At 65.7% G+C, this 21,311-nt stretch carries 22 protein-coding genes; 12 read left to right on the top strand and 10 right to left on the bottom strand.

All coding sequences use genetic code 11. The features are described from left to right. The first annotated feature begins 28 nt into the window (after positions 1-28). The 3 genes from K1T73_RS17135 to K1T73_RS17125 are packed head-to-tail and all read left to right on the top strand — an operon-like array spanning position 29 to position 3,332. Entirely contained in the window at positions 29-1,243 is a 1,215-nt protein-coding gene (locus tag K1T73_RS17135) for an amino acid ABC transporter permease (protein WP_220601862.1), read from the top strand. A gap of 1 nt (position 1,244) precedes the next feature. Continuing rightward, positions 1,245-2,546 (top strand): amino acid ABC transporter permease, encoded by a 1,302-nt coding sequence (locus tag K1T73_RS17130; RefSeq protein WP_220601861.1) that lies wholly within the window; start codon positions 1,245-1,247, stop codon positions 2,544-2,546. Positions 2,547-2,561: 15 nt separating this feature from the next. Further along, complete coding sequence (locus K1T73_RS17125; protein ID WP_220601860.1) at positions 2,562-3,332, top strand: amino acid ABC transporter ATP-binding protein; 771 nt, start codon at positions 2,562-2,564, stop codon at positions 3,330-3,332. Positions 3,333-3,379: 47 nt separating this feature from the next. Here K1T73_RS17125 and K1T73_RS17120 read toward each other — a convergent pair whose 3' ends face one another. Genes K1T73_RS17120 through argB form a run of 4 tightly spaced genes read right to left on the bottom strand, consistent with a single transcriptional unit; the run spans position 3,380 to position 6,192 of the window. Beyond that, positions 3,380-3,877 carry a histidine phosphatase family protein gene (locus K1T73_RS17120; protein WP_220601859.1) on the bottom strand — a complete coding sequence of 166 codons (498 nt, stop codon included), beginning with the start codon at positions 3,875-3,877 and terminating at the stop codon, positions 3,380-3,382. Next, entirely contained in the window at positions 3,874-4,527 is a 654-nt protein-coding gene (locus K1T73_RS17115; RefSeq protein WP_259400344.1) for a ferredoxin, read from the bottom strand. The genes K1T73_RS17120 and K1T73_RS17115 overlap by 4 nt, the downstream gene beginning before the upstream one ends. Continuing rightward, positions 4,503-5,297 (bottom strand): sterol desaturase family protein, encoded by a 795-nt coding sequence (locus tag K1T73_RS17110; RefSeq protein ID WP_220601858.1) that lies wholly within the window; start codon positions 5,295-5,297, stop codon positions 4,503-4,505. Before K1T73_RS17110 ends, K1T73_RS17115 begins: the two co-directional genes overlap by 25 nt. A 46-nt stretch (positions 5,298-5,343) precedes the next feature. Further along, entirely contained in the window at positions 5,344-6,192 is an 849-nt protein-coding gene (argB, locus tag K1T73_RS17105; protein ID WP_220601857.1) for an acetylglutamate kinase, read from the bottom strand. A gap of 283 nt (positions 6,193-6,475) precedes the next feature. Between argB and K1T73_RS17100 the strand changes: the two genes are divergently transcribed. After that, entirely contained in the window at positions 6,476-7,453 is a 978-nt protein-coding gene (locus tag K1T73_RS17100) for a zinc-binding dehydrogenase (protein ID WP_220601856.1), read from the top strand. Positions 7,454-7,467: 14 nt separating this feature from the next. Here the strand turns inward: K1T73_RS17100 and yihA are convergent, their stop codons facing one another. The 5 genes from yihA to ttcA all read right to left on the bottom strand — a co-directional run bounded on the left by yihA (position 7,468) and on the right by ttcA (position 13,344). Beyond that, positions 7,468-8,118 carry a ribosome biogenesis GTP-binding protein YihA/YsxC gene (yihA, locus tag K1T73_RS17095; protein WP_220601855.1) on the bottom strand — a complete coding sequence of 217 codons (651 nt, stop codon included), beginning with the start codon at positions 8,116-8,118 and terminating at the stop codon, positions 7,468-7,470. A 2-nt stretch (positions 8,119-8,120) separates the two neighbouring features. After that, entirely contained in the window at positions 8,121-8,873 is a 753-nt protein-coding gene (locus K1T73_RS17090) for an MOSC domain-containing protein (protein ID WP_220601854.1), read from the bottom strand. After that, complete coding sequence (gene yidC, locus K1T73_RS17085) at positions 8,870-10,714, bottom strand: membrane protein insertase YidC (protein WP_220601853.1); 1,845 nt, start codon at positions 10,712-10,714, stop codon at positions 8,870-8,872. The genes K1T73_RS17090 and yidC overlap by 4 nt, the downstream gene beginning before the upstream one ends. Before the next feature lie 131 nt (positions 10,715-10,845). Continuing rightward, the gene (locus K1T73_RS17080; RefSeq protein ID WP_220601852.1) at positions 10,846-12,372 is read right to left on the bottom strand and encodes a GGDEF domain-containing phosphodiesterase; all 1,527 of its coding nucleotides are present in this window, start codon (positions 12,370-12,372) and stop codon (positions 10,846-10,848) included. An 87-nt stretch (positions 12,373-12,459) separates the two neighbouring features. Next, a complete protein-coding gene (ttcA, locus tag K1T73_RS17075; protein WP_220601851.1) occupies positions 12,460-13,344 on the bottom strand; it encodes a tRNA 2-thiocytidine(32) synthetase TtcA in 885 nt (294 codons plus the stop codon). 103 nt (positions 13,345-13,447) lie between these two features. On the opposite strand from ttcA, the gene K1T73_RS17070 reads away from it, so the two are divergent. The 8 genes from K1T73_RS17070 (at position 13,448) to K1T73_RS17040 (ending at position 20,427) form a co-directional block, all read left to right on the top strand. Further along, on the top strand, positions 13,448-14,449 hold the full coding sequence (locus K1T73_RS17070) for a type I glyceraldehyde-3-phosphate dehydrogenase (RefSeq protein ID WP_220601850.1): 1,002 nt from the start codon (positions 13,448-13,450) through the stop codon (positions 14,447-14,449). Between the two features lie 98 nt (positions 14,450-14,547). Then, complete coding sequence (gene pdhA, locus K1T73_RS17065; protein WP_220601849.1) at positions 14,548-15,543, top strand: pyruvate dehydrogenase (acetyl-transferring) E1 component subunit alpha; 996 nt, start codon at positions 14,548-14,550, stop codon at positions 15,541-15,543. Between the two features lie 3 nt (positions 15,544-15,546). Next, positions 15,547-15,936: a VOC family protein gene (locus tag K1T73_RS17060; RefSeq protein ID WP_220601848.1), complete on the top strand. Its 390-nt coding sequence runs from the start codon at positions 15,547-15,549 to the stop codon at positions 15,934-15,936. Positions 15,937-15,939: 3 nt separating this feature from the next. After that, positions 15,940-17,355, top strand: a complete 1,416-nt coding sequence (locus K1T73_RS17055; protein WP_220601847.1) for a pyruvate dehydrogenase complex E1 component subunit beta — start codon at positions 15,940-15,942, stop codon at positions 17,353-17,355. Then, positions 17,352-17,609 (top strand): hypothetical protein, encoded by a 258-nt coding sequence (locus tag K1T73_RS17050; RefSeq protein WP_220601846.1) that lies wholly within the window; start codon positions 17,352-17,354, stop codon positions 17,607-17,609. Before K1T73_RS17055 ends, K1T73_RS17050 begins: the two co-directional genes overlap by 4 nt. A 95-nt stretch (positions 17,610-17,704) precedes the next feature. Continuing rightward, positions 17,705-19,060, top strand: coding sequence for a pyruvate dehydrogenase complex dihydrolipoamide acetyltransferase (locus K1T73_RS17045; RefSeq protein ID WP_220601845.1), 1,356 nt, complete (start codon positions 17,705-17,707; stop codon positions 19,058-19,060). A gap of 121 nt (positions 19,061-19,181) precedes the next feature. After that, the gene (locus tag K1T73_RS17955; protein WP_259400343.1) at positions 19,182-19,313 is read left to right on the top strand and encodes a hypothetical protein; all 132 of its coding nucleotides are present in this window, start codon (positions 19,182-19,184) and stop codon (positions 19,311-19,313) included. A gap of 184 nt (positions 19,314-19,497) precedes the next feature. After that, positions 19,498-20,427: a hypothetical protein gene (locus K1T73_RS17040; RefSeq protein ID WP_220601844.1), complete on the top strand. Its 930-nt coding sequence runs from the start codon at positions 19,498-19,500 to the stop codon at positions 20,425-20,427. 74 nt (positions 20,428-20,501) lie between these two features. Here the strand turns inward: K1T73_RS17040 and cysE are convergent, their stop codons facing one another. Continuing rightward, positions 20,502-21,308: a serine O-acetyltransferase gene (gene cysE / locus K1T73_RS17035; RefSeq protein WP_220601843.1), complete on the bottom strand. Its 807-nt coding sequence runs from the start codon at positions 21,306-21,308 to the stop codon at positions 20,502-20,504. Between the last annotated feature and the right edge of the window lie 3 nt (positions 21,309-21,311).

Below are 21,311 nucleotides of genomic sequence, written 5' to 3'. Positions count from 1 at the left end.
CAGGGCCGGAACACGGGGATACATTCAAATGACCGCAATGACCGACCCTCAGAAGGAGTCGTTCCGGCTATCCATGCTGTTGAACGACACGCGCTATCGGTCCTACACGTTTCAGTTCATCGCCCTCGTCGCGCTGATTGCGGCCTTCGCCTACCTGGGGTCCAACCTTGCGGCGAACCTTCGGGCCGCAGGTCTGAACATCTCGTATGAATTTCTCGAAGAACCCTCGAACTACGACATCAACCAGACGCTGATCGAGTATACCAGCCGCAGTTCGCACTGGCGGGCGGCGGTCGTGGGCGTGCTGAACACGCTCCTCGTGGCGTTCCTCGCCTGCGTCACCGCGACGATCTTCGGGGTCATCGCGGGCGTGCTGCGACTGTCGAACAACTGGCTCGTCCGCAAGCTCATGGCGGCCTATGTCGAGGCGTTCCGCAACGTGCCGGTCCTCATCTGGATCATCATCATCTTCACGATCATGACGGCTGTGCTGCCCGCACCGCGTGATTTTCGGGGGGATGAAGCCGAGGCCTCGATGGTGCTGGGTGCCTTCGCGTTCACCAATCGCGGCGTCTATATTCCCAAGCCGATCTTCGAGCCGCTCGGCTGGGTCGTGCTGTTCGTTTTCGTTGCCTCCATCATCGGCGCCGTGCTTTATCGTCGTTATGCGACGAAGCTTCTCTACGACACGGGCAAGCTTCTCCCGATGGGGTGGCCGACCGTCGCCATCCTTTTCCTGCCGACTATCGTCGCGTACTTCATCCTGGGGATGCCGATCAGCCTTGAATATCCCGAGCTGGGCGGGTTCAACTTCCGGGGGGGGATTCAGATCCTCGGATCGCTCATCGCGCTGTGGTTCGCGCTGGCGATCTACACCGGCGCCTTCATCGCCGAGAACGTGCGCGCGGGGATCCTTTCGGTGTCGCGGGGTCAGACCGAGGCTGCCGCGTCGCTTGGCCTGCGTCCGCGCCGGATCATGAACCTCGTCGTGCTGCCGCAGGCGCTTCGGGTGATCGTGCCGCCGCTCATCTCCAACTATCTCAACATCACCAAGAACAGCTCTCTCGCCATCGCGGTGGGCTACATGGACATCACCGGCACGCTTGGCGGGATCACCCTCAACCAGACGGGTCGCGCGATCGAGTCGGTGCTGCTTCTGATGCTGTTCTACCTGCTGATTTCTCTGGCGATTTCGGCGGTCATGAACGTCTACAACAATTCCATCCGGCTGAAGGAGCGTTGATATGTCTGACATGATGCAGCATCAGATCGACGCCTTTGTCCGCCGCGAAATGCTCCCCGAGCGGGAACCGCCGGTCACCGAGCGTGGGGTGGTCAAATGGATGCGGGAGAACCTGTTCTCGACCATTCCGAACGCGATCCTGACGGTCCTGGCCCTCATCACTCTTTACTACCTTCTGGCCGGCGTGCTTCCCTGGCTTCTCAACGGCATCTGGGACGCGCCTTCGGTCCGGGCCTGTCGGGACATTCTCGAAGGGGCCAGGGGCGGATGTTTCGCGGTCCTGGCCGAACGCTGGAACCAGCTTCTCTTCGGGTTCAAGTATCCGTCCGAGGAATACTGGCGTCCGACGCTGGCCTTCGTGCTCCTATTCGTGGCGGCGGCGCCGGTCATGTTCTTCAAGTACCTGCCGCGGCAGATGCTTCTCTTCACGGCGATCTATCCGTTCCTGGCCTACTGGCTCATCTGGGGCGGGCCGATCCTTGCGCCGATCGTGGCCCTTCTCGGCTTTGTCGTGGGCTACGTGGTCTGGTCGGTCGTGGTGAAGAAGTCCTTTGCCGGTGCCTTCTTCGGTGCCATCGCCGCGGCCGTCGTCGTGTGGTGGATCGGCGGGCTCTTCGTCGAGGGTCTGTCGTCAAACACGATATTGCCGGCGGTGCCCTCGCGCGACATGGGGGGCTTCATGCTCAACATGATCCTCGGAACGGTCTGCGTCTCGCTGTCGCTGCCCTTCGGGATCGCGCTTGCGCTCGGGCGTCAGTCCCGGATGCCGATCATCAAATGGGTGTGCATCGTCTTCATCGAGTTCATCCGGGGTGTGCCGCTTATCACCCTGCTTTTCGTGGCGAACGTCGTCTTGGCCTATTTCCTGCCGCCGGGCACGAATTTCGACCTTATCCTGCGGGTCATCATCATGATCACGATGTTCGCCTCGGCCTATATCGCCGAGGTGATCCGGGGTGGCCTGGCGGCCCTGCCGCGGGGTCAGTACGAGGCCGCGGACAGCCTGGGGCTCGACTACCCGCAGGCGATGCGGCTCATCATCCTGCCACAGGCCCTCAAGATCTCGATCCCGGGTATCGTCAACGTGGCGGTGGGGCTTTTCAAGGATACCACGCTCGTCTCGATCATCTCGATGTTCGACCTGATCGGCATGATCCGCGGCCCGATCCTTGCCTCGACCGAGTGGAACGGGGTCTACTGGGAGCTTCTGGGCTTTGCCGCGCTCCTATTCTTCATCGTGTGCTACGGCATCTCGCAATACTCACAATGGCTCGAACGCGAGCTGAATACGGATCACCGCTAGGGGAGGGGTGTGACAATGGCAGAAACCGCACAGAAGATGCAGATCTCGGACGAAATCGCGATCAGCATCGAGAACATGAACAAGTGGTACGGCTCCTTCCACGTGCTGCGTGATATCGACCTGACGATCTACAAGGGCGAGAGGATCGTCGTTTGCGGACCGTCGGGCTCGGGCAAGTCGACGCTCATCCGCTGCATCAACGCGCTGGAGGAGCATCAGCAGGGCCGGATCGAGGTGGACGGCACCGTGCTGAGCTCGGACATCAAGAATATCGACAAGATCCGGTCCGAGGTCGGGATGGTGTTCCAGCACTTCAACCTATTTCCGCACCTGACGATTCTCGAGAACTGCACGCTGGCCCCGATCTGGGTGCGGAAGATCCCGAAACGGGAGGCCGAGGAAACAGCGATGCATTTCCTCGAGAAGGTGAAGATCCCCGAGCAGGCCGACAAGTATCCCGGTCAGCTTTCGGGTGGTCAGCAGCAGCGGGTCGCGATCGCGCGGTCGCTCTGCATGAAGCCGCGGATCATGCTCTTCGACGAGCCGACTTCGGCGCTCGACCCCGAGATGATCAAGGAGGTGCTCGACACGATGGTGGAGCTCGCCAACGAGGGGATGACGATGATCTGCGTCACGCACGAGATGGGATTCGCCCGGCAGGTGGCGAACCGCGTGATCTTCATGGACCAGGGTCAGATCGTCGAACAGAACGAACCGGAGGAGTTCTTCAGCAACCCTCAGAGCGATCGGACGAAGCTTTTCCTCAGCCAGATCCTGGGTCACTGACGCAACCGGGATCCGGTGAACGGGGGCGGCGGTTGCCGCCCCTTTTTTCATGTCATCAGGTCGCGCGGGACCGCGAACTGGAGGGCGGTGCCGGAGCCCTCGGCAACATCGGGCCACGCATCTGCGGGGAACTCCGCGACGAGGGTGGCGCAGGTGGGGTAATCGGCAAAACGCGGGTGTTCGGGCGGTCTCCCAAGGAGCATGTCCGCGAACCAAGCGATGCCGGGATTGTGGCCGAGCATCAGGACGGTGCGGGCCGTGGCACCGTTGAGGACGCCCATCATCTCGTCGGGGCCGGCATGGTAGAGCTTGCGCGTGAAATCGGGGGCGATCTCGAAACCGAGAAGCGCCGCGGTCTCGCGGGTGCGGGTGGCGGTGGAGCTCAGGATCTGGTCCGGCACATGGTTCACCGCACGAAGCCAATCGCCCATCGCCCGTGCCGAGCGTCGGCCCCGGTCATTGAGCGGGCGGTCGTGATCCATCATGCCGGGATGGTTCCAGCTTGACTTGGCGTGGCGCATGAGGACGAGGCGGAGCGGTGTCATGACGGATGAAAATATCCCATGTGAAAGGCCGATTGCGCCGGGTCACGGACAAAGCTCTGGCTGATGGGACAGGCCCGGCGCACGAGACAGCCGCCCTTCATGCAGATCGCGCCCGGCAGCGTGTCGAGATAGGCATGACACGCGTCGACCTTGTAGAAATGCGCGTCGCTGAGCGCGTCCACGGGGCAGGCGGTGGTGCAGGGCTTCGTCTCGCAGCTTTCGCAGGGCGAGGCCGTCGGGGCCGGGGGCAGCGCGATTTCGCCGGAGACCCGCAGAGCGCCCCGGAAGGAGACCATCATGCCCGCCGTTGCGTGGACGAGCATCCCGACCGGGCTGGACCACGCGTGACCCGAGGAGAGCGCCCAGCGAAGAAACGGCTGATACGGTGGGCCGCCGAAGGGGAAAAGAGCCTCGGCATCAAGGGTCTGGGCGATACCGGTGATGACCCGTTCGGACCAGCGGTCCATGGGGTCGGGGCCACCGTCCTGAAACTCGGGCTGGGTGCGGAACATCGCCCAGAATCCCTTGCCGGGTCCGAGCAGCAGGACCGTGTCGCCCTTCTCGTGGAGCGCGCCCAGCACCATGAGCCTGTCGCGCGCGACGTGATCGGCAATGCGATCGAAGGTCAGGTTCTGCGAAACGGCAGCCATAGGCTCCACCCGAGTTTGGAGGGGCGGTCGTCCTGCCATTCGAGCCCGACTGTCATGGCCTGGTGCCCGTCTTTCGGCTGCGCGAGGTAGGTGCCGAAGAGCCGATCCCAGATCGAGAGCGCGAAGCCGTAGTTCCTGTCATGTTCGGCCCGGTCGATCGAGTGGTGGACGCGGTGCATGTCGGGCGTGACGATCACCTTGCGCAGGAGCGCGTCGGCGCGCGGCGGGAGTGCGATATTGGCGTGGTTGAACATGGCGGTGCCGTTGAGGACGATCTCGAACACCACGATACCAATCGCGGGAGGCCCCAGAAGGTAGACGAGACCGATTTTCCAGAGCATCGACAGCGCGATCTCGACCGGGTGGAAGCGGATCGCGGTCGTCACGTCGAAATCGCGGTCGGCATGGTGCACGCGGTGCAGACGCCACAGGATCGGCACCTTGTGTGTCACGAGATGCTGCGCCCAGATCGCCAGGTCGAAGAGCACGACGGTGAGCGGCACGGTGAGCCAAAGCGACAGCTCGGCCTGGTTCATGAGGCCCCAGCCGTTCGCCTCGGCATCAAGCGCGGCGCCCACGGCCAAGAGCGGCATGGCGAGGGCGAGCGCGCGCAGGCCCAGCGTGCTGAGGATCACGATGCCCCAGTTGGTGATCCAGCGGGTGCGTCGCGGCTGCTGCCTTGCCCGGCGGGGGGCGTAGACCTCGATCAGGGCCAGCACGGCGAAGATGCCGAGGAAGATCGAGACGCGGATGAGGGCTTCGTGCTCCATGCGTCAGAAGATGAGCCGGGCACGGCGGCGCGGCAAGGGATGGGGATCAGGACGCACGGATTCTTGATCCGGCGCCGTGATCGGTAAAGAGTTCCAGAAGCGGCGCGTTGGGCGCGCGCCCGTCGAGGATAACCACCGCGCGCACCCCTCCTTCGATGGCGGCGATGGCGGTTTCGGTCTTGGGGATCATGCCCCCGGCGATCACACCTTCGGCGATCATGTTTCGGATGTCCTCAACGGTGAGTTCGGTCAGCATCTCGCCGCTTGCGCCGCGCACGCCGTCGATATCGGTCAACAAAAGAAGGCGGTCGGCCTTGAGAGCGGCGGCGATGGCGCCGGCGGCGGTGTCACCGTTAATGTTGTATGTCTCCTGCGCGCGCCCCGCGCCGAGGGGGGCGATGACGGGGATGAACCCGTCGGCGAAAAGGGTCCGAAGGATGCGCGGGTCGACCTCGGCGGGCTCGCCCACGAGGCCGAGCGTGGCGTCGGCGGGGTCGCAGGTGATGAGATTCCCGTCCTTGCCCGAGAGCCCCACGGCGCGCCCGCCCTGGGCGTTGATGGCCTGCACGATCCGCTTGTTGACGGTGCCCGAGAGGACCATCTCGACCACCTCCATCGTGGCCGCGTCGGTGACGCGTTTGCCACCGAGGAAATCGGATTTTATCCCAATCTTCTCAAGCATCTGGTTGATCATCGGTCCGCCGCCGTGAACGATGACCGGGTTGACGCCCACCTGTTGCATCAGCACCACGTCGCGGGCGAAGGTGTCCATCGCCTCGGGGCTGCTCATGGCGTGGCCGCCGAGCTTGATGACCACGATGGCGCCGTCATAGCGTTGCAGGTAGGGCAGCGCCTCGGAGAGGGTGCGGGCGGTGGCGATCCAGTCGCGGTTCATGGGTCGGTTCCGGGCCTTTGAAAGACGTTTGGGCGGTTATCGCCGCTTGGCCAGCACCGCGCAAGGGCCGCGTGTCGTCGAAAGGTTAACGGGCCGGACCCCACGTCGGTATCCACGTCGGTATCCACGTCGGTATTGCGTCGGTGGAAGGTGAGTCGGAGCGATCGTGAACGCGGCGTGCGGTGCGGCAGGATTGCCTCAACGATCCGGCCCACGGAACGCGGATCGGCGCGGCGCGTTAACCACCGAGACCACATTTCCCCACCGAGAGAGGAGCAACGACATGCGTGCCGCGATTCACGAGAGTTTCGGAGAGCCGACCGAGGTTCTGGCCTGCAAGACGACGGACCGCCCCGAGCCGGGACAGGGCCAGGTCCTGGTCAGGATGGGGTTCGCACCCATCCACAATCACGATCTCTGGACCGTGCGCGGCACCTATGGCGTGACGCCGGACCTGCCCGCGATCGGCGGGTCCGAGGCAATGGGCGTGGTCGAGGCCGCGGGCGAGGGGGTCGATGACGCGATGGTGGGCCAGCGGATCAGCGCCGCCGGCATTCGCGGGGCCTGGGCGGAGTATTTCGTCGCGGAGGCGGACGGTGTCCTGCCCCTGCCCGACAGCATCCCGGACGAGGCGGGGGCGCAGTTGATCGCCATGCCGCTGAGTGCGCTGGCGCTTCTCGAGATGCTGAAGGCCGAGAAGGGCGACTGGATCGTGCAGACCGCCGCGAACGGAGCGGTGGGCAAGCTGATGGTGACGCTGGCGCGGTCGCGGGGCGTCAACCTCGTGAACCTGGTCCGGCGCGAGGGCGCGGCGGAGGAAATGCGCGAGGTGGAGGCCGAGAACGTGATCGACACGAGCGAGGACGGCTGGAAAACCCGTGTGCGCGAGTTGACCGGCAAGGCGGGCGCGGTCTCGGCCATCGACGCGGTGGGCGGCCAGACGGGCGCCGACCTGATCGACCTGCTGGGCGAGAATGGCGAGTTGGTCGTGTTCGGCACCGCCACCGGGGAGCCGATGCCGATCGCCTCGGGGCCCATGATCTTCAAGCAGCTCACGATCAGGGGGTTCTGGGCGGCGCGGTTGGGTCAGCACATGAGCGACACGCAGCGCGAGAAGATGATCGGCGAATTGGTCAGCCTTGCCGCGCAGGGCGATTTGCCGCTCGACGTGGGCGAGACCCACGCGCTTGACGATGTGACGAAGGCCATGTCCGCGGCGCAGGAATCGGGGCGTGGCGGCAAGATCCTGCTGCGGCCCTGACCGGAGGACCCCGGTCAGTCGAGCGTGGCGATGGCGGCGCGCAGGGTGGGGATGCCCCAGCCCTTCTCGGCGGATGTGACCATCAGTTCGGGAAAGGCGGCCGGGTGTGCGGCGAGGCGGCCTCGCACCTGCTCGAGGATACGGTCGCGGTCCTTTTCTTTGACCTTGTCGGCCTTGGTGAGGACGGTCTGGAACGTCACGGCGGCGCCGTCGAGAAGCGACATGATCTCCTCGTCCACCGGTTTCACGCCATGGCGCGCGTCGACCAGCACGAAGGCGCGGCGCAGGTTGGCGCGGCCCGCGAGGTAGGATTTCAGCAGCGCCTGCCATTTCGCCACCACCTCGAGCGGCGCGTTGGCATAGCCGTAGCCGGGAAGGTCGACGAGGTAATGGGTGTCGGCCAGGGTGAAGAAGTTCACCTCCTGCGTTCGGCCCGGCGTGTTGGACGCGCGGGCCAGCGCACGGCGGCCCGTGAGCGCGTTGATGAGGCTGGATTTGCCGACATTGGAGCGTCCCGCGAAGCAGACCTCGATCCGGTCGCCCGGGGGCAGTCCGGACATGGCGACGACGCCCTTGAGAAACTCCACGTCGCCGGTGAGAAGCTTGCGCCCCGCCTCGCGCGTGGCGTCGTCGGGCTCGGCGGCGAGGGGGAAGGGGAGTTTCATGGTCAGGCGAGTTCGATCCGGTCGCCGACCGAGATGGTGCCGCCCTGCGTGACCTCGGCATAGATGCCGAATTCCTGCCGCCCGCGCAGCCGGTCGAGCCCGCCCAGCGTGTCGCGATCCCGCTCGCCCGTGTCGGGGTTGGCCGCGGTGGCGAGGCAGCGCACGATGGGTTCGCGGACCTGAAGCCGGGCGTCGCCGATGGCGAGGGTCTGGCCGATCCACTTCTCCTCGTCCCACGGCAGGGCCCCTTCGAAGAGGATGTTGCCGCGCCAGCGCAGGGGCGAGAGCGACTCGCCCAGGTGCATCGCGAGATCGGCGTTGGAGGCCATGTTGATGAGGCTGATCGAGGGGAAATCGGTGTCGGTCATCCCGCGATCCGGCGCGCGGACGAGGCCGGTGGATTGCGCGCGGTCCTCGGGCATGAGGGGCCGCACCCAGTCGAGGAAGGCCCGTGCGTCGGTGTCGGGATCGAAGGTGAGGTCGGGCCGGTCGGGATGCGAAAGCGTGACGGTGCCCGCCGTCTCGTCGCTGACCGAGGAGATGGCCATGAGCGCCGGCACCTTGGCCCCGCGCGAGAAATTGGCGCAGGGCGCCCATTCGGAGCCATCGGTCTTGGCCCCCTCATGCGTCACCGCCCAACGCCGGTCCCAGGGCATGGTCTGACCGGCGGCCAGGGTGATCGAGGAAAGCTCCTCGCGCCCGTGCCCCTTGATCGGGTGGCGCCAGAGTGCGTTGATCTGCGCGCCGGTGGTCAAGACTTGTCCCCTTTCCTGGGTTTCGCGGCGTCATCCGCGGGCTTCGACCTGTCGCGCTTAAAGCTCGACACGATGTTGCCGAAGACGTCGGGCTTGTAGCCCTGGCTGCGCATGATGGCGTATTGCTGCGCGAAGGTGATCGTGTTGTTCGCGATCCAGTAGATCACCAGCCCGCTGGCGAAGCTGCCCAGCATGAACATGAAGACCCAGGGCATCCAGGCGAAGATCATCTTCTGCGTGGGGTCGGTGGGTGCCGGGTTGAGCTTCTGCTGGAGCCACATGGAGATGCCGAGCAGCAGCGGCAGGATGCCGATGAAGATGAGCGCCAGGATCGAGCCGGGTTCGGGCGCGGCCCAAGGCAGGAGGCCGAAGAGATTGAAGATCGACGAGGGGTCGGGCGCCGAAAGGTCGCGCAGCCAGCCGAACCAGGGCGCGTGGCGCAGTTCGAGCGTGACGAAGATCACCTTGTAGAGCGAGAAGAAGATCGGGATCTGCAGGAGGATCGGGAGGCAGCCCGAGGCGGGGTTCACCTTTTCCTTCTTGTAGAGCGCCATCATCTCCTTCTGGAGCTGCTGGCGGTCGTCGCCCGCGCGTTCCTTGATCTTCTCCATCTCGGGCTGAAGCTCTTTCATCTTGGCCATCGAGACGTAGGACTTGTAGGCGAGCGGCAGGAGCAGCGCCTTGATGATGAGGGTGAGCAGGATGATCGACCAGCCCATGTTGCCGATCACCGAGTTGAGCCAGTGCAGCAGCGCGAAGATCGGCTTGGTCAGGAAGAAGAACCAGCCCCAGTCGATCGAATCGTCGAACTTGGCGACGCCGGCCTCCTGGTAGGCGCGGATCGTCTCGTATTCCTTGGCCCCGGCGAAGAGCTGCGTGGTGACCTCGGCGGATTCGCCCGCCGCCAGCGTGAGGGCCGGTTGCTTGACGGTGGTCTGGTAGATGTCGCGCCGCGTGTCCTGGAAGGTGCTCATCGAGAAGCCGCTATCGGTGACCGGGATGAGTGCCGTCATCCAGTAATGATCGGTGAAGCCGGTCCAGCCCTCTTCGCTGACGGCGATCTGTTCATGGGCCGAGGCGGTCTCGAAATCGTCGTAGTCGATCTCGTTCAACTCGCCATCGGCCATGCGGATGGCGCCCTCGTGCAGGATGAAGAAATTCTTGAGATCGGCGGGCAGGCCGTGGCGGGCGATGATGCCGTAGGGCGCGAGCGTGGCGGCGCCCTCGCCGGTGTTCTCGACCGACTGGGTGACGGTGAACATGTACTTGTCGTCGACGCTGATCTCGCGCGTGAAGGTGAGGCCCGCGCCGTTCTCCCACGTGAGGGTGACGGGGCTGTCGGGCGTGAGCGTCGCGCCGTCCTCGGCCTGCCAGAGCGTGTTGGCGCCGGGCACGCCCTCGGGGTCGAGGCCCGCGCCGGGGGCCCAGCCGAAGAGTGCGTAATAGGGCTTGGCCGTGCCGGTCGGGTTCAGCAGGTGGACGATGTCGGCACCGGGTTCGAGCGTCTGGCGGTAGTTCTTGAGCGACAATTCGTCGATACGCCCGCCGCGCAGGGAAATGGAGCCGGCGACTGCGGGGGTGTCGATGCCGATGCGGGGGGCGTCCGAGGTCTCGGCCTCGGCCTCGGCCGCGCCGGCGGCGGGCGTTTCGCCGGTGGCGGCCGGTGCTCCGGCGGTGCCGGGAGTGAGCGCGGTGTCGCCCTCGGGGGCCGCGTCGGTGGCCGTGGCGGTTTCGTCGGGCGCTGTCGTCGGTTCGGGCGCCGGGAACACGACGAGCCAGACCACGATCACGAGCAGGCTGAGCACGGTTGCGAGAATGAGGTTCTTGTTCTGATCGTCCATTGCGCCGGCGCATCCGTCCTTGGAAAGGGGTTGCCGGGGGTTCAACAGAGTGCGGGGGCAAAGGTCAAGGGGATTCCCGCCCGCGTGGCAGATGTGACGCGGCGGGCCGGACCCGTCCGAGCGCGGGCCGTTCAGACCGATTTGCCGCCGATGGCGGGCAGAGGGGCGAGCGACGAGACATGCGCGGCCAGCCAATCGGCGCATTGGTCGGCGGGCATGGGGCGCGCGATCACGAAGCCCTGCACATGCCCGCAGCCAAGCTGCGCGAGCATGGCGTGTTCGCCGGGTGTCTCGACCCCTTCGGCGAGCGTGTCGAGGTCGAGCCGTTCGGCCATCAGCAGGATCGCGGCGACGAGGCGCTGCTGCTTCGGGTCGCGGTCGACGCGGGTGACATAGGAGCGGTCGATCTTGAGCCGGTCCATCGGCGCGCCGCGCAGCGAGGCGATGGAGGCATGGCCGGTGCCGAAATCGTCGAGATCGACCAGGCAGCCCAGGGACGACAAGCGGCGGATATTGTGGGCGATCACGTCGTCCGAGGCGGTGGCCGCCACGGTTTCGAGGATCTCGATGCCGAGGCGGGGAGGAGCGATTTCGGCCCGGTCGAGCGCCCAGGCGATGCGGTCGGGCAGGTGCGGGTCGCGCAGTTCCTCGACCGAGAAATTGAGACTTACCCTCGGCACGTCGAGACCGGCGGCGTCCCAGCGGCGCAGGTCGTCGAGCGCGCGGGTCAGCATGATGCCACCCAGTTGATCGAGCCGCCCCGCCGCCTCGAGCGCGGGAAGGAATTCCGCCGGTGACACGATGCCGCGCGCGGGCGAGGACCAGCGCGCCAGTGCCTCGACCCCCGTCACGCGGCCCGTGTCGGTGGAGATCTGCGGCTGATACCAGGGAAGGATTTCCGAGTTCCCGAGCGCATGAGCGAGGTCCGGGGGCAGCGGCGCGGGATCGCGCGGCCGCATGTCGCAGGCGTGGATGCGGATCGCGGAGGGGCCATGATGCGACGCCTCGTCAAGCGCGAGGAGCGCCGCGTCGAGAAGTGCCGCGCCGTGCCGCTTGTCCGCGCAGCAGGCGAGGCCCAGCGACACCGGAAGCGTGATCATGCGCCCCTCGACCGGCAGCGGGGTCTCGGCCGCCGCTTGCAGGCGGCCCGCCAGGTGCAGCATGTCGCCGGTGTCGAGGCGGTTCACGGGCGAAAGCACCACGCCCAGCGTGAAACCGTCGAGCCGCAGGATTTCATCCCCGTCGCGCAGCCGCTCGCCCAGCCGTGCGGCGAGGCGCGAAAACGCACGTTTCAGGACGCGGCGGCCATGTCGCGCGCGCAGTGCATCGGGGTCGTCGATCCGCAGGAGCACGCAGCCGGTGCGCCGTCCGGTGGCCGAGGCGCGCGCGATCCGGGCCGACAGACGCTCGACCAGTTGGGCACGGGCGCCGCGAAGCACGTCGCGCCGCGCGGCAGGGGCGGAGCCGCGCAGCAGGAGCCCGGCGAGACAGAGGCACGAGATGACCGCCGCGCCGAGCAGCGCCGCAAGACGGGCACCGCCGGGTTGAAGAACCAGCAATACCGCCACGGGAACCAGCGCAAGCCAGGCGGGAACCTGAGCCAGCCCGTGCAGGAATTCGCGACCGTTGAAGTGGCGTTTATGCGGTATGCGCGGCATGGTCCCCCCTTGGGTCAGCGCTTGCGGGCCTGTCGACCGGCGGCGCGATTGCCCGGGGAGACCTACCAGAGCCGCAAGAACCGCCCCTTAACGGAGCCGGGGAATTTCCGTAAAATTGTCATCATCCCCTTCGGGGCGACGCTCGAGCCCGAGGAAATCGAAGAGCTTGGGGTCGAGAAGATGCGAGGGCCGGGCGTTCATGAGGGCGCGGAACATGACCTGGCGGCGGCCGGGGCTGTTCTTCTCCCACCCGTCGAGGATCTGCTTGACCTGCTGGCGCTGAAGCCCGTCCTGCGAGCCGCAGAGATCGCAGGGGATGATCGGGTAGTTCATCGCGCGCGCGAACCGTTCGCAATCGGTCTCGGCCACGTAGGCAAGGGGGCGATAGACGAAGAGATCGCCCTCCTCGTTCACGAGCTTGGGCGGCATCGTGGCGAGGCGGCCGCCGTGGAAGAGGTTCATGAAGAACGTCTCGAGGATGTCGTCGCGGTGATGGCCCAGCACGACCGCCGAACATCCTTCTTCGCGCGCGATGCGGTAGAGATGGCCGCGACGCAGGCGCGAGCAGAGCGCGCAGTAGGTTCGGCCCGCCGGCACCTTGTCGACGACGACGGAATAGGTGTCCTGATACTCGACCCGGTGCGGCACGCCCATCTTCTCGAGAAACTCGGGGAGAACCGTCGCGGGGAAGCCGGGCTGACCCTGGTCGAGGTTGCAGGCCAGCAGATCGACCGGCAGGAGGCCGCGCCATTGCAACTCGTGCAGCACGGCGAGGAGCGTGTAGCTGTCCTTGCCACCCGACAGGCAGACGAGCCAGCGGGGGCGCGCGCCGTCCGCGCGCCGTTCGACCATGCCGAAATCCTCGACCGCCTCGCGCGCCTGGCGCACGATGCGCTTGCGCAGCTTGCGGAACTCGGTGCTGCGGGGGGCGCCCTGGAAGAGGGCGTGGATATCGTCGGGATCGTCGAGCATGGGCGGGAGATAGAGTAAGCCCGGCCCCCGCACAAGATGGCCCGTGGGTGGCAAGTGGCCGGCAAAAGGTCTAGCGATTGGGGGACGGGAGAGGAGAATCGGCATGGGCAAGCGCCCCATTCGCATCGCGATCAACGGGTTCGGACGGATCGGGCGCGCCGTGCTGCGCATCCTGATGGGCAACGGCGACGATTTCGAGCTGGTCGCGATCAACGAGATCGAGCCGCTCGAGACCTGTGCCTACCTCTTCGAGTATGACAGCGTTTTCGGCCCCTGGCGCGGCACCGTCGAGACGGGCGGCGGGCGGCTCATCGTGAATGGCCGGGGCATCCCGTTTCATTCCGAGGATGATCTGAGCGCGCTCGACCTGTCGGACGTGGACGTGGTTCTCGAGTGCACGGGCATGGCCGGGACGCGCGCGGTGGCCGAGCGTGGGCTGGCGGCGGGGGCACGGGCGGTGCTGGTCTCGGGGCCGTCGAAGGAGGCGGATGTCACCGTGGTTCTCGGCGCGAACGAGGGCGTGCTGCGCGACGAGCGCATCATCTCGAACGCGTCCTGCACGACGAACGCGCTTGCCCCGCTGGCGCGGCTGCTGGACGGGGCCTTCGGGATCTTGAGCGGGCAGATGACGACGGTGCATTGCTATACCGGGTCGCAGCCGACCGTGGACAAGCCGCGCGGTGCGCCGGAGCGGAGCCGCGCCGCCGCGCTGTCGATGGTGCCCACGACCACGAGCGCGCAACACCAGACGGGCCTTGTCCTGCCGCGCCTCGCGGGCCGGATCGAGGCGCGCGCGATCCGGGTGCCGACGGCGAGCGTGTCGGCCATCGACCTGACGCTCCAGACCGAGCGCGAGGTGACGGTGGCGGCGGTGAACGAAGTGCTGCGCGCCGCGGTGGAGGAGGGCCCGGTCTTCGGCTGGACCGAGAAGCCGCTGGTGTCGAGCGATCTGCGGATGCGGCCGGAATCGGTGGTGATGTGCGGGCATGAAACCTCGGTGAGCATGGGCGGGCTGCTGCGCGTGTTCGGCTGGTACGACAACGAGTGGGGATTCTCGTGCCGGATGCTCGACATGGCGCGGATCATCGCCGGGCGCGCGGCGTGAACGGACGCCGCGTCAATTCGATCTCGCAATATGGGGGCAGATCGTGTATAAAGTAGTTTAACGCTAAACTATATGCGCAACGAGGGAGGCGATTGCCAATGGCAGCCCCGAAAAAGGCCAAGAAACCAAATGTTTCCGCCGATGAGCTGAAATCCTACTACCGCGACATGCTGCTGATCCGCCGATTCGAGGAGAAGGCGGGCCAGCTTTACGGGATGGGCCTGATCGGTGGGTTCTGCCACCTTTACATCGGGCAGGAGGCCGTGGTCGTCGGGCTCGAGGCCGCCGCGAAGGAGGGGGACAAGCGGATCACCACCTATCGCGATCACGGGCACATGCTGGCCTGCGGGATGGACCCGAATGGCGTGATGGCCGAGCTGACCGGGCGCGAGGGGGGATACTCCAAGGGCAAGGGCGGCTCGATGCACATGTTCTCGAAGGAGAAGGATTTCTATGGCGGTCACGGCATCGTGGGCGCCAACGTGCCGCTGGGCGCGGGGCTCGCCTTCGCCGACAAGTACAAGGGCAACGACAACGTCACCTTCACCTATTTCGGCGACGGCGCCGCGAACCAGGGTCAGGTCTACGAGACGTTCAACATGGCCGCGCTGTGGTCGCTGCCGGTGATCTTCGTGATCGAGAACAACCAGTACGCGATGGGCACGAGCCAGAAACGCTCGACCTCGACGCCGGATATCTACACGCGGGGCGAGGCCTTCGGTATTCCCGGCGAGGCCGTGGACGGGATGGACGTGCTGGCCGTGAAGGCCGCGGGCGAGAAGGCCGTGGCCCGCTGCCGGGAGGGCAAGGGCCCCTATATCCTCGAGATCAAGACCTATCGCTACCGTGGTCATTCCATGTCGGACCCGGCGAAATACCGCACGCGCGAGGAGGTGCAGAAGATCCGCGAGGAGAAGGACTGCATCGAGCATGTGCGCGACCTGCTTCTCCAGGGCAAGCACGCAAGCGAGGACGATCTCAAGGCGATCGACAAGGAGATCAAGAGCATCGTGAACGACGCCGCCGAGTTCTCGAAGGAAAGCCCGGAGCCGGACGTGTCCGAGCTCTGGACAGATGTCTATGTCGAGGCGTGAAACATGCCGCATTTCGAGATACATGTAAGCGATGTGGAGCGCGCGAAGGCGTTCTATGCCGGGCTGTTCGGCTGGCAGTTCGAGCCGATGCCGGAGGGCAGGGACGTGGGCTATCACCTCATCGAAGGTGACGTCATCGGCATGATGCACGGGGTGACGGGCGGCATGATGCGCCGGGCCGGCGACGCACCCGAGGCCGGAAGCCCCGTGCGCGGTGGCACGATGACCTTCGAGGTCGCCGATTGCGATGCGCGTTACCGGTGGGCGCTGACCCATGGCGGTGCCGAGGCGCTGCCCCCGCAGGATTATCCCGGCATCGGGCGCTGTGCCTATGTCGAGGACGGAGAAGGAAATATCGTCGGGATGATCACCCCGGACGAGGGAGGACAGTAAGCGATGCCGACAGAGATTCTCATGCCCGCGCTCAGCCCCACGATGGAAGAGGGCACGCTGGCCAAGTGGCTCGTGAAGGAAGGTGACGAGGTCAGCTCGGGCGACATCCTGGCCGAGATCGAGACCGACAAGGCCACAATGGAATTCGAGGCCGTGGACGAGGGCAAGATCGGCAAGCTGCTGGTCGAGGAAGGGACCGAGGGGGTGAAGGTCAACACACCCATCGCGGTGCTGCTGGAGGAAGGCGAGAGCGCCGAGGATATCGACGCGTCTGGCGGCAAGGAGGCCGGCGGTGAGGACGAGGCCCCTGCTCAGGGTGGAGACGATGGCGAGGCGATGGGCAAGCCGCTTCCGGCAGAGGCGAAGCCCGCCAAGGGGCCGGCCGAGGCCGAGAAGTTGAGCCCGAACACCGAGCCAGATTGGCCGGAGGACACCGAGACCAAGACGATGACGGTGCGCGAGGCGCTCAATTCGGCGATGGCCGAGGAGATGCGCGCCGACGACACGGTCTTCATCATGGGCGAGGAGGTGGCCGAATACCAGGGCGCCTACAAGATCACGCAGAACCTGCTCGAGGAATTCGGATCGCGGCGCGTCATCGACACGCCCATCACCGAGCACGGCTTTGCCGGGATCGGGGTGGGCGCGGCCTGGGGCGGGTTGAAGCCGATCGTGGAGTTCATGACGTGGAACTTCGCGATGCAGGCGATCGACCAGATCATCAACTCGGCCGCCAAGACCAACTACATGTCCGGCGGACAGCTTGGCACCCAGATCGTGTTCCGGGGACCGAACGGCGCCGCGGCGCGGGTCGCCGCGCAGCACAGCCAGGATTACGCGGCGTGGTACGCGCATATCCCGGGGCTGAAGGTCGTGCAGCCCTATTCCGCGTCGGACGCCAAGGGCCTTCTGAAGACCGCCATCCGCGACCCGAACCCGGTGATCTTTCTCGAGAACGAGATCCTTTACGGCAAGTCCTTCGAGGTGCCGGTGATGGACGATTTCACCGTTCCGTTCGGCAAGGCGCGCGTCTGGCGCAAGGGCGAGGACGTCACCATCGTTAGCTTCGGCATCGGGATGACCTATGCGCTCGAGGCCGCCGAGAAGCTGGCCGAGGAAGGGGTGAGCGCCGAGGTGATCGACCTGCGCACGCTGCGGCCGCTCGACTATGACACCGTGATCGCGAGCGTGATGAAGACCAACCGCTGCGTGACCGTCGAGGAGGGGTTCCCGGTGGCGAGCATCGGCAACCACATCACCGCAACGCTGATGGAGCGGGCGTTCGACTATCTCGACGCGCCGGTCATCAACTGCGCGGGCAAGGACGTGCCGATGCCCTATGCCGCGAACCTCGAGAAGCTGGCGCTGACCTCGACGGCCGAAGTGATCGAGGCGGTGAACCGGGTGACATACAGATGAGCGACGCGTTCGAGTTTCACGAAAGCCGGGATGCCTATGTCCTCGAGGGGCCGGGCGACGACAGCCGCTATCGCATCGTCGTGTCGCGCGCCTTCGTCGATGACGAGATCGGGGAGGCCGCAGATGATGCGGCGCGCCGCGCGTGGCTCAAGGCGAATCTTCCGAGCATCCTCGGCGCCTATACCGCGCGGATCGAGGGCGGCTGGGTCAAGTCGCCGTGGGACCGCGTGCTGGTCGAGGAGGTGGAGGGATGACGACCGCCCCGACCTTGCGTGACCGCATGACCCGTGCCGAGACATCTCCGGCGAGCCTCGCCGTGACAACCTTCGACGATTGAGGGGATAAACACATGCCGATCGAAATACTGATGCCCGCCCTCTCGCCCACCATGGAGGAAGGGACGCTGGCCAAGTGGCTCGTGAAGGAGGGCGACGAGGTCAGCTCGGGCGACCTCCTGGCCGAGATCGAGACCGACAAGGCCACGATGGAATTCGAGGCCGTGGACGAGGGCAAGATCGGCAAGCTGCTGGTCGAGGAGGGCAGCGAGGGGGTGAAGGTCAACACGCCTATTGCCGTCCTGCTCGAGGAAGGGGAAAGCGCGGATGACATCGGGGACGTGAGCGCCGAACCCAAGCCCGCCGATGAGGGCACCGGCACGAAGCCCGGCCCCGAGAAGGAGCCGACGACGGGGGGATATTCGGGCGAGGAAGGTGCGCCGGCATCGGGGGCGGAGACGTCCGACACGAAGGCCCCGGCGGCGCCCGAGAAGGACGGGAAGCGCATCTTCGCGTCGCCGCTGGCGCGGCGGATCGCGGCGGAGAAGGGGCTCGACCTGGCGCAGATCGAGGGATCGGGCCCGCGTGGCCGGATCGTGAAGGCCGACGTGGAGGCCGCGAAGCCCAAGGCGGCCAGCGCGCCCACGACCGGCGAGGCCCCGGATCAGGCCCGGGGCGCCGAGAAACCCGCCGCCACGGGGCCATCTGCGAGCCAGGTCGCCGCCATGTACGAGGGGCGCGAGTTCGAGGAAATGAAGCTCGACGGGATGCGCAAGACGATCGCCGCGCGCCTCACCGAGGCGAAACAGTCGATCCCGCATTTCTACCTCCGGCGGGATATCCGGCTCGACGCGCTGCTGAAATTCCGTGGCCAGCTCAACAAGGAGCTGGACGCGCGCGGCGTGAAGCTCAGCGTCAACGATTTCATCATCAAGGCCTGTGCGCTGGCGCTTCAGTCGGTGCCGGACGCGAATGCCGTCTGGGCCGGCGACCGGATCCTCAAGCTGCGCCCGTCGGATGTGGCCGTGGCCGTGGCGATCGAGGGCGGACTGTTCACGCCGGTCCTGAAGGATGCCGAGATGAAGTCGCTGTCGGCCTTGAGCGCGGAGATGAAGGATCTCGCCACCCGCGCGCGCGACCGAAAGCTCGCGCCGCATGAATACCAGGGCGGGAGTTTCGCGATCTCCAACCTCGGGATGTTCGGCATCGACAATTTCGACGCGGTCATCAATCCGCCGCATGGCGCGATCCTCGCGGTGGGCGCTGGCGTGAAGAAGCCGGTTGTCGGCGCCGATGGCGAGCTGACGGTGGCGACGGTCATGTCGGTGACGCTTTCGGTCGATCACCGGGTGATCGACGGCGCGCTGGGCGCCGAGCTTCTGGAGCAAATCGTGCAGAACCTCGAAAACCCGATGGTGATGCTGGCCTGACCGACGCCCACATGCTTGTTATCCGATAACAGCCCGCCGCGCGCGGGCTGTTTTTGTATAGCACACACGGAATGTTCATCCTTGCCGCGTAGGTTCCCGAACGCGAGATACGGAGGTGGACATGACGAAGGTTCTGGCGATGGCGGCCACCGTTGCGTTGATGGCGATGGCCCCCTGGCAATGGGAGAGGGGGCAGCTCGAGGAAGTTCATCAACTCGAGGCACCCTCACCCGTCACTGTCGAGCGCCTTTGACCGGTGTCAGGTCGCCGGGCCGCGTGTCGCGATCCGCGCGGTCCGCCCGCTCTCCGACGCATGATTGTAGATTTTTCGCAACACGCGCAATGGTTTGAAAAGCATCGAGAAAGTGGGATTGCCCGTGCCGTGAGCAAATGATTCACCTGCCGACGTTAACAACTATAACGTGAAAGGTGAGAATATGTTGTTCACACGGACAGTGACGCTCGCGGCGGCGGGTATATTGGTATCGGGCGCGGGTTCGGCGCAGGAGTTTTCGGGCGCTGCAACGCTTGGCTATGGGCACACGTCGCTTTCGGACGGACTTGGTGACGCCAATTCCTACACGCTGGACGGTATCGGCGAGGTGGATTTCCAGAACGGTTTCACCATCGGCATGAACGGCTCGCTCAAGAAGGTGGATCCGGACGGGTCGGGAAACGACACCGAGGCGGTCGATCTCGGGCTCGAGCTGGCCAGCCGGCTTCCGTCGGGGTTCATGCTGGGCGGATATCTCGATTTCATCAACGTGGATGAGGATATCGGCGGCGGCTTCGCCACGAACGCGGATATCCTGTCTTATGGGATCAAGACCGGCTACGTGACGGACGTTCTTGCCGCGGAATTCCATATCGGTCTGAGCGAAACCTCTCCCAGCCTGCCCTCGGGCGTGGACTGGACGGACTATGGCATCAACCTGCGTTATCAGGCAACGGACCGTACCGAGGTCGGAGGCCATCTGCTCAGAAGCGAAATCTCGGGACCGGGCGGCACGGGCAATATCGACAGCATCGGTCTGAGCGGAAGCCACGGGTTCGGATCGGGGTGGACCACGTTCGGCGGTGTGAACTGGGCCGATGCCGACGGCGCGGGAGGTGACGTGACGACCTTCGGTGTTGGTGTGGGCTACGATCTGTCGCGCGTCGCGGCCGTGCCCGCGCAGCTTTCACTCGAGCTCGCACGGTCGAACATCGAGACCGGCGCCGGTGATGTCGACGCCGATACCGTGCGCTTGGGGCTGACCATGCCGCTCGGAGGGGGCAAGACCGGCGCGCCGCTCAACAGCGTGTCGCATGCGACGATGAAGCCGCGTCATAACGCGCTGTCCACGCTGATCGACACGACCTACTGAGACTTGACCATCGTCTCTTACCGGGCCCACGAGATGGGCCCGGTCTTCCAGTGCCAATGGCCGGGCGAGACGGATCAGCGCACGCCCAGAAGCTGATCCATCGCGACGGAGGGTTGATCGCAGCCCGCTTCGCCGACGATGCGGGCCGGCACGCCGGCGACGGTCTTGCAGGGTGGCACCTCCGCAAGGACCACGGAGCCGGCGGCGATGCGCGAGCAGTGGCCGACCTTGATATTGCCCAGCACCTTGGCGCCCGCGCCGATGAGAACGCCGTCGCCGATCTTGGGATGGCGGTCCTCCTCCTCCTTACCGGTGCCGCCAAGGGTGACGGAGTGGAGCATCGACACGTTGTCGCCCACCACGGCCGTTTCACCGATGACGATGGAATGGGCGTGGTCGATCATGATGCCCTTGCCGATCCGGGCGGCGGGGTGGATGTCGACGCCGAAGGCCTCGGAGCAGCGCATCTGGAAGAAGCGCGCCATGTCCTTGCGGTCATTGTTCCACAGCCAGTGCGCGATACGATAGGCCTGGACCGCCTGGAACCCCTTGAAGAAGAGCATCGGCAACAGGAAGCGGTCGCAGGCCGGGTCACGGTCGTTCACGGCCACGATGTCGGCGCGTGCGGCGAGCGAAATGTCGCCGTCGCTGGCCATGGCCCAGTCGCAGATCTCGCGCAGGATCTGCTCGGGCATCTCGCTCGACGCGAGCTTGAGCGAGATGCGGTAGGCCAGCGCCGATTCGATGGTCTTGTGGTGCAGAATGGACGAATGCACCAGCCCGCCCATCAGCGGTTCCTGCGCGATCGTGTCCTGTGCCTCTTCGGTGATCTGCTTCCAGACCGGATCGAATTCGGACAGTTTAGCGTGTGTATGTGCCATGTA

Origin of the sequence: Roseovarius sp. SCSIO 43702 (genome assembly GCF_019599045.1) — a bacterium.
Classification (GTDB): Bacteria; Pseudomonadota; Alphaproteobacteria; order Rhodobacterales; family Rhodobacteraceae; genus Roseovarius.
The sequence above is the reverse complement of the archived record's forward strand: the minus strand, read 5'-3'. Positions and strand labels throughout refer to the sequence as shown.

Excerpts from the sequence above, each read along its gene's own strand:
- yihA (WP_220601855.1), bottom strand. The coding sequence starts at position 8,118 with ATGAAACTCCCCTTCCCCCTCGCCGCCGAGCCCGACGACGCCACGCGC.
- K1T73_RS17110 (WP_220601858.1), bottom strand. The coding sequence starts at position 5,297 with ATGGAGCACGAAGCCCTCATCCGCGTCTCGATCTTCCTCGGCATCTTC.
- K1T73_RS17045 (WP_220601845.1), top strand. The coding sequence starts at position 17,705 with ATGCCGATCGAAATACTGATGCCCGCCCTCTCGCCCACCATGGAGGAA.
- K1T73_RS17125 (WP_220601860.1), top strand. The coding sequence starts at position 2,562 with ATGGCAGAAACCGCACAGAAGATGCAGATCTCGGACGAAATCGCGATC.
- pdhA (WP_220601849.1), top strand. The coding sequence starts at position 14,548 with ATGGCAGCCCCGAAAAAGGCCAAGAAACCAAATGTTTCCGCCGATGAG.
- K1T73_RS17130 (WP_220601861.1), top strand. The coding sequence starts at position 1,245 with ATGTCTGACATGATGCAGCATCAGATCGACGCCTTTGTCCGCCGCGAA.
- K1T73_RS17050 (WP_220601846.1), top strand. The coding sequence starts at position 17,352 with ATGAGCGACGCGTTCGAGTTTCACGAAAGCCGGGATGCCTATGTCCTC.
- K1T73_RS17955 (WP_259400343.1), top strand. The coding sequence starts at position 19,182 with ATGACGAAGGTTCTGGCGATGGCGGCCACCGTTGCGTTGATGGCGATG.
- K1T73_RS17080 (WP_220601852.1), bottom strand. The coding sequence starts at position 12,372 with ATGCCGCGCATACCGCATAAACGCCACTTCAACGGTCGCGAATTCCTG.
- K1T73_RS17060 (WP_220601848.1), top strand. The coding sequence starts at position 15,547 with ATGCCGCATTTCGAGATACATGTAAGCGATGTGGAGCGCGCGAAGGCG.
- K1T73_RS17120 (WP_220601859.1), bottom strand. The coding sequence starts at position 3,877 with ATGACACCGCTCCGCCTCGTCCTCATGCGCCACGCCAAGTCAAGCTGG.
- K1T73_RS17100 (WP_220601856.1), top strand. The coding sequence starts at position 6,476 with ATGCGTGCCGCGATTCACGAGAGTTTCGGAGAGCCGACCGAGGTTCTG.
- K1T73_RS17040 (WP_220601844.1), top strand. The coding sequence starts at position 19,498 with ATGTTGTTCACACGGACAGTGACGCTCGCGGCGGCGGGTATATTGGTA.
- yidC (WP_220601853.1), bottom strand. The coding sequence starts at position 10,714 with ATGGACGATCAGAACAAGAACCTCATTCTCGCAACCGTGCTCAGCCTG.
- K1T73_RS17135 (WP_220601862.1), top strand. The coding sequence starts at position 29 with ATGACCGCAATGACCGACCCTCAGAAGGAGTCGTTCCGGCTATCCATG.
- cysE (WP_220601843.1), bottom strand. The coding sequence starts at position 21,308 with ATGGCACATACACACGCTAAACTGTCCGAATTCGATCCGGTCTGGAAG.
- ttcA (WP_220601851.1), bottom strand. The coding sequence starts at position 13,344 with ATGCTCGACGATCCCGACGATATCCACGCCCTCTTCCAGGGCGCCCCC.
- K1T73_RS17070 (WP_220601850.1), top strand. The coding sequence starts at position 13,448 with ATGGGCAAGCGCCCCATTCGCATCGCGATCAACGGGTTCGGACGGATC.
- K1T73_RS17115 (WP_259400344.1), bottom strand. The coding sequence starts at position 4,527 with ATGGCTGCCGTTTCGCAGAACCTGACCTTCGATCGCATTGCCGATCAC.
- K1T73_RS17055 (WP_220601847.1), top strand. The coding sequence starts at position 15,940 with ATGCCGACAGAGATTCTCATGCCCGCGCTCAGCCCCACGATGGAAGAG.
- argB (WP_220601857.1), bottom strand. The coding sequence starts at position 6,192 with ATGAACCGCGACTGGATCGCCACCGCCCGCACCCTCTCCGAGGCGCTG.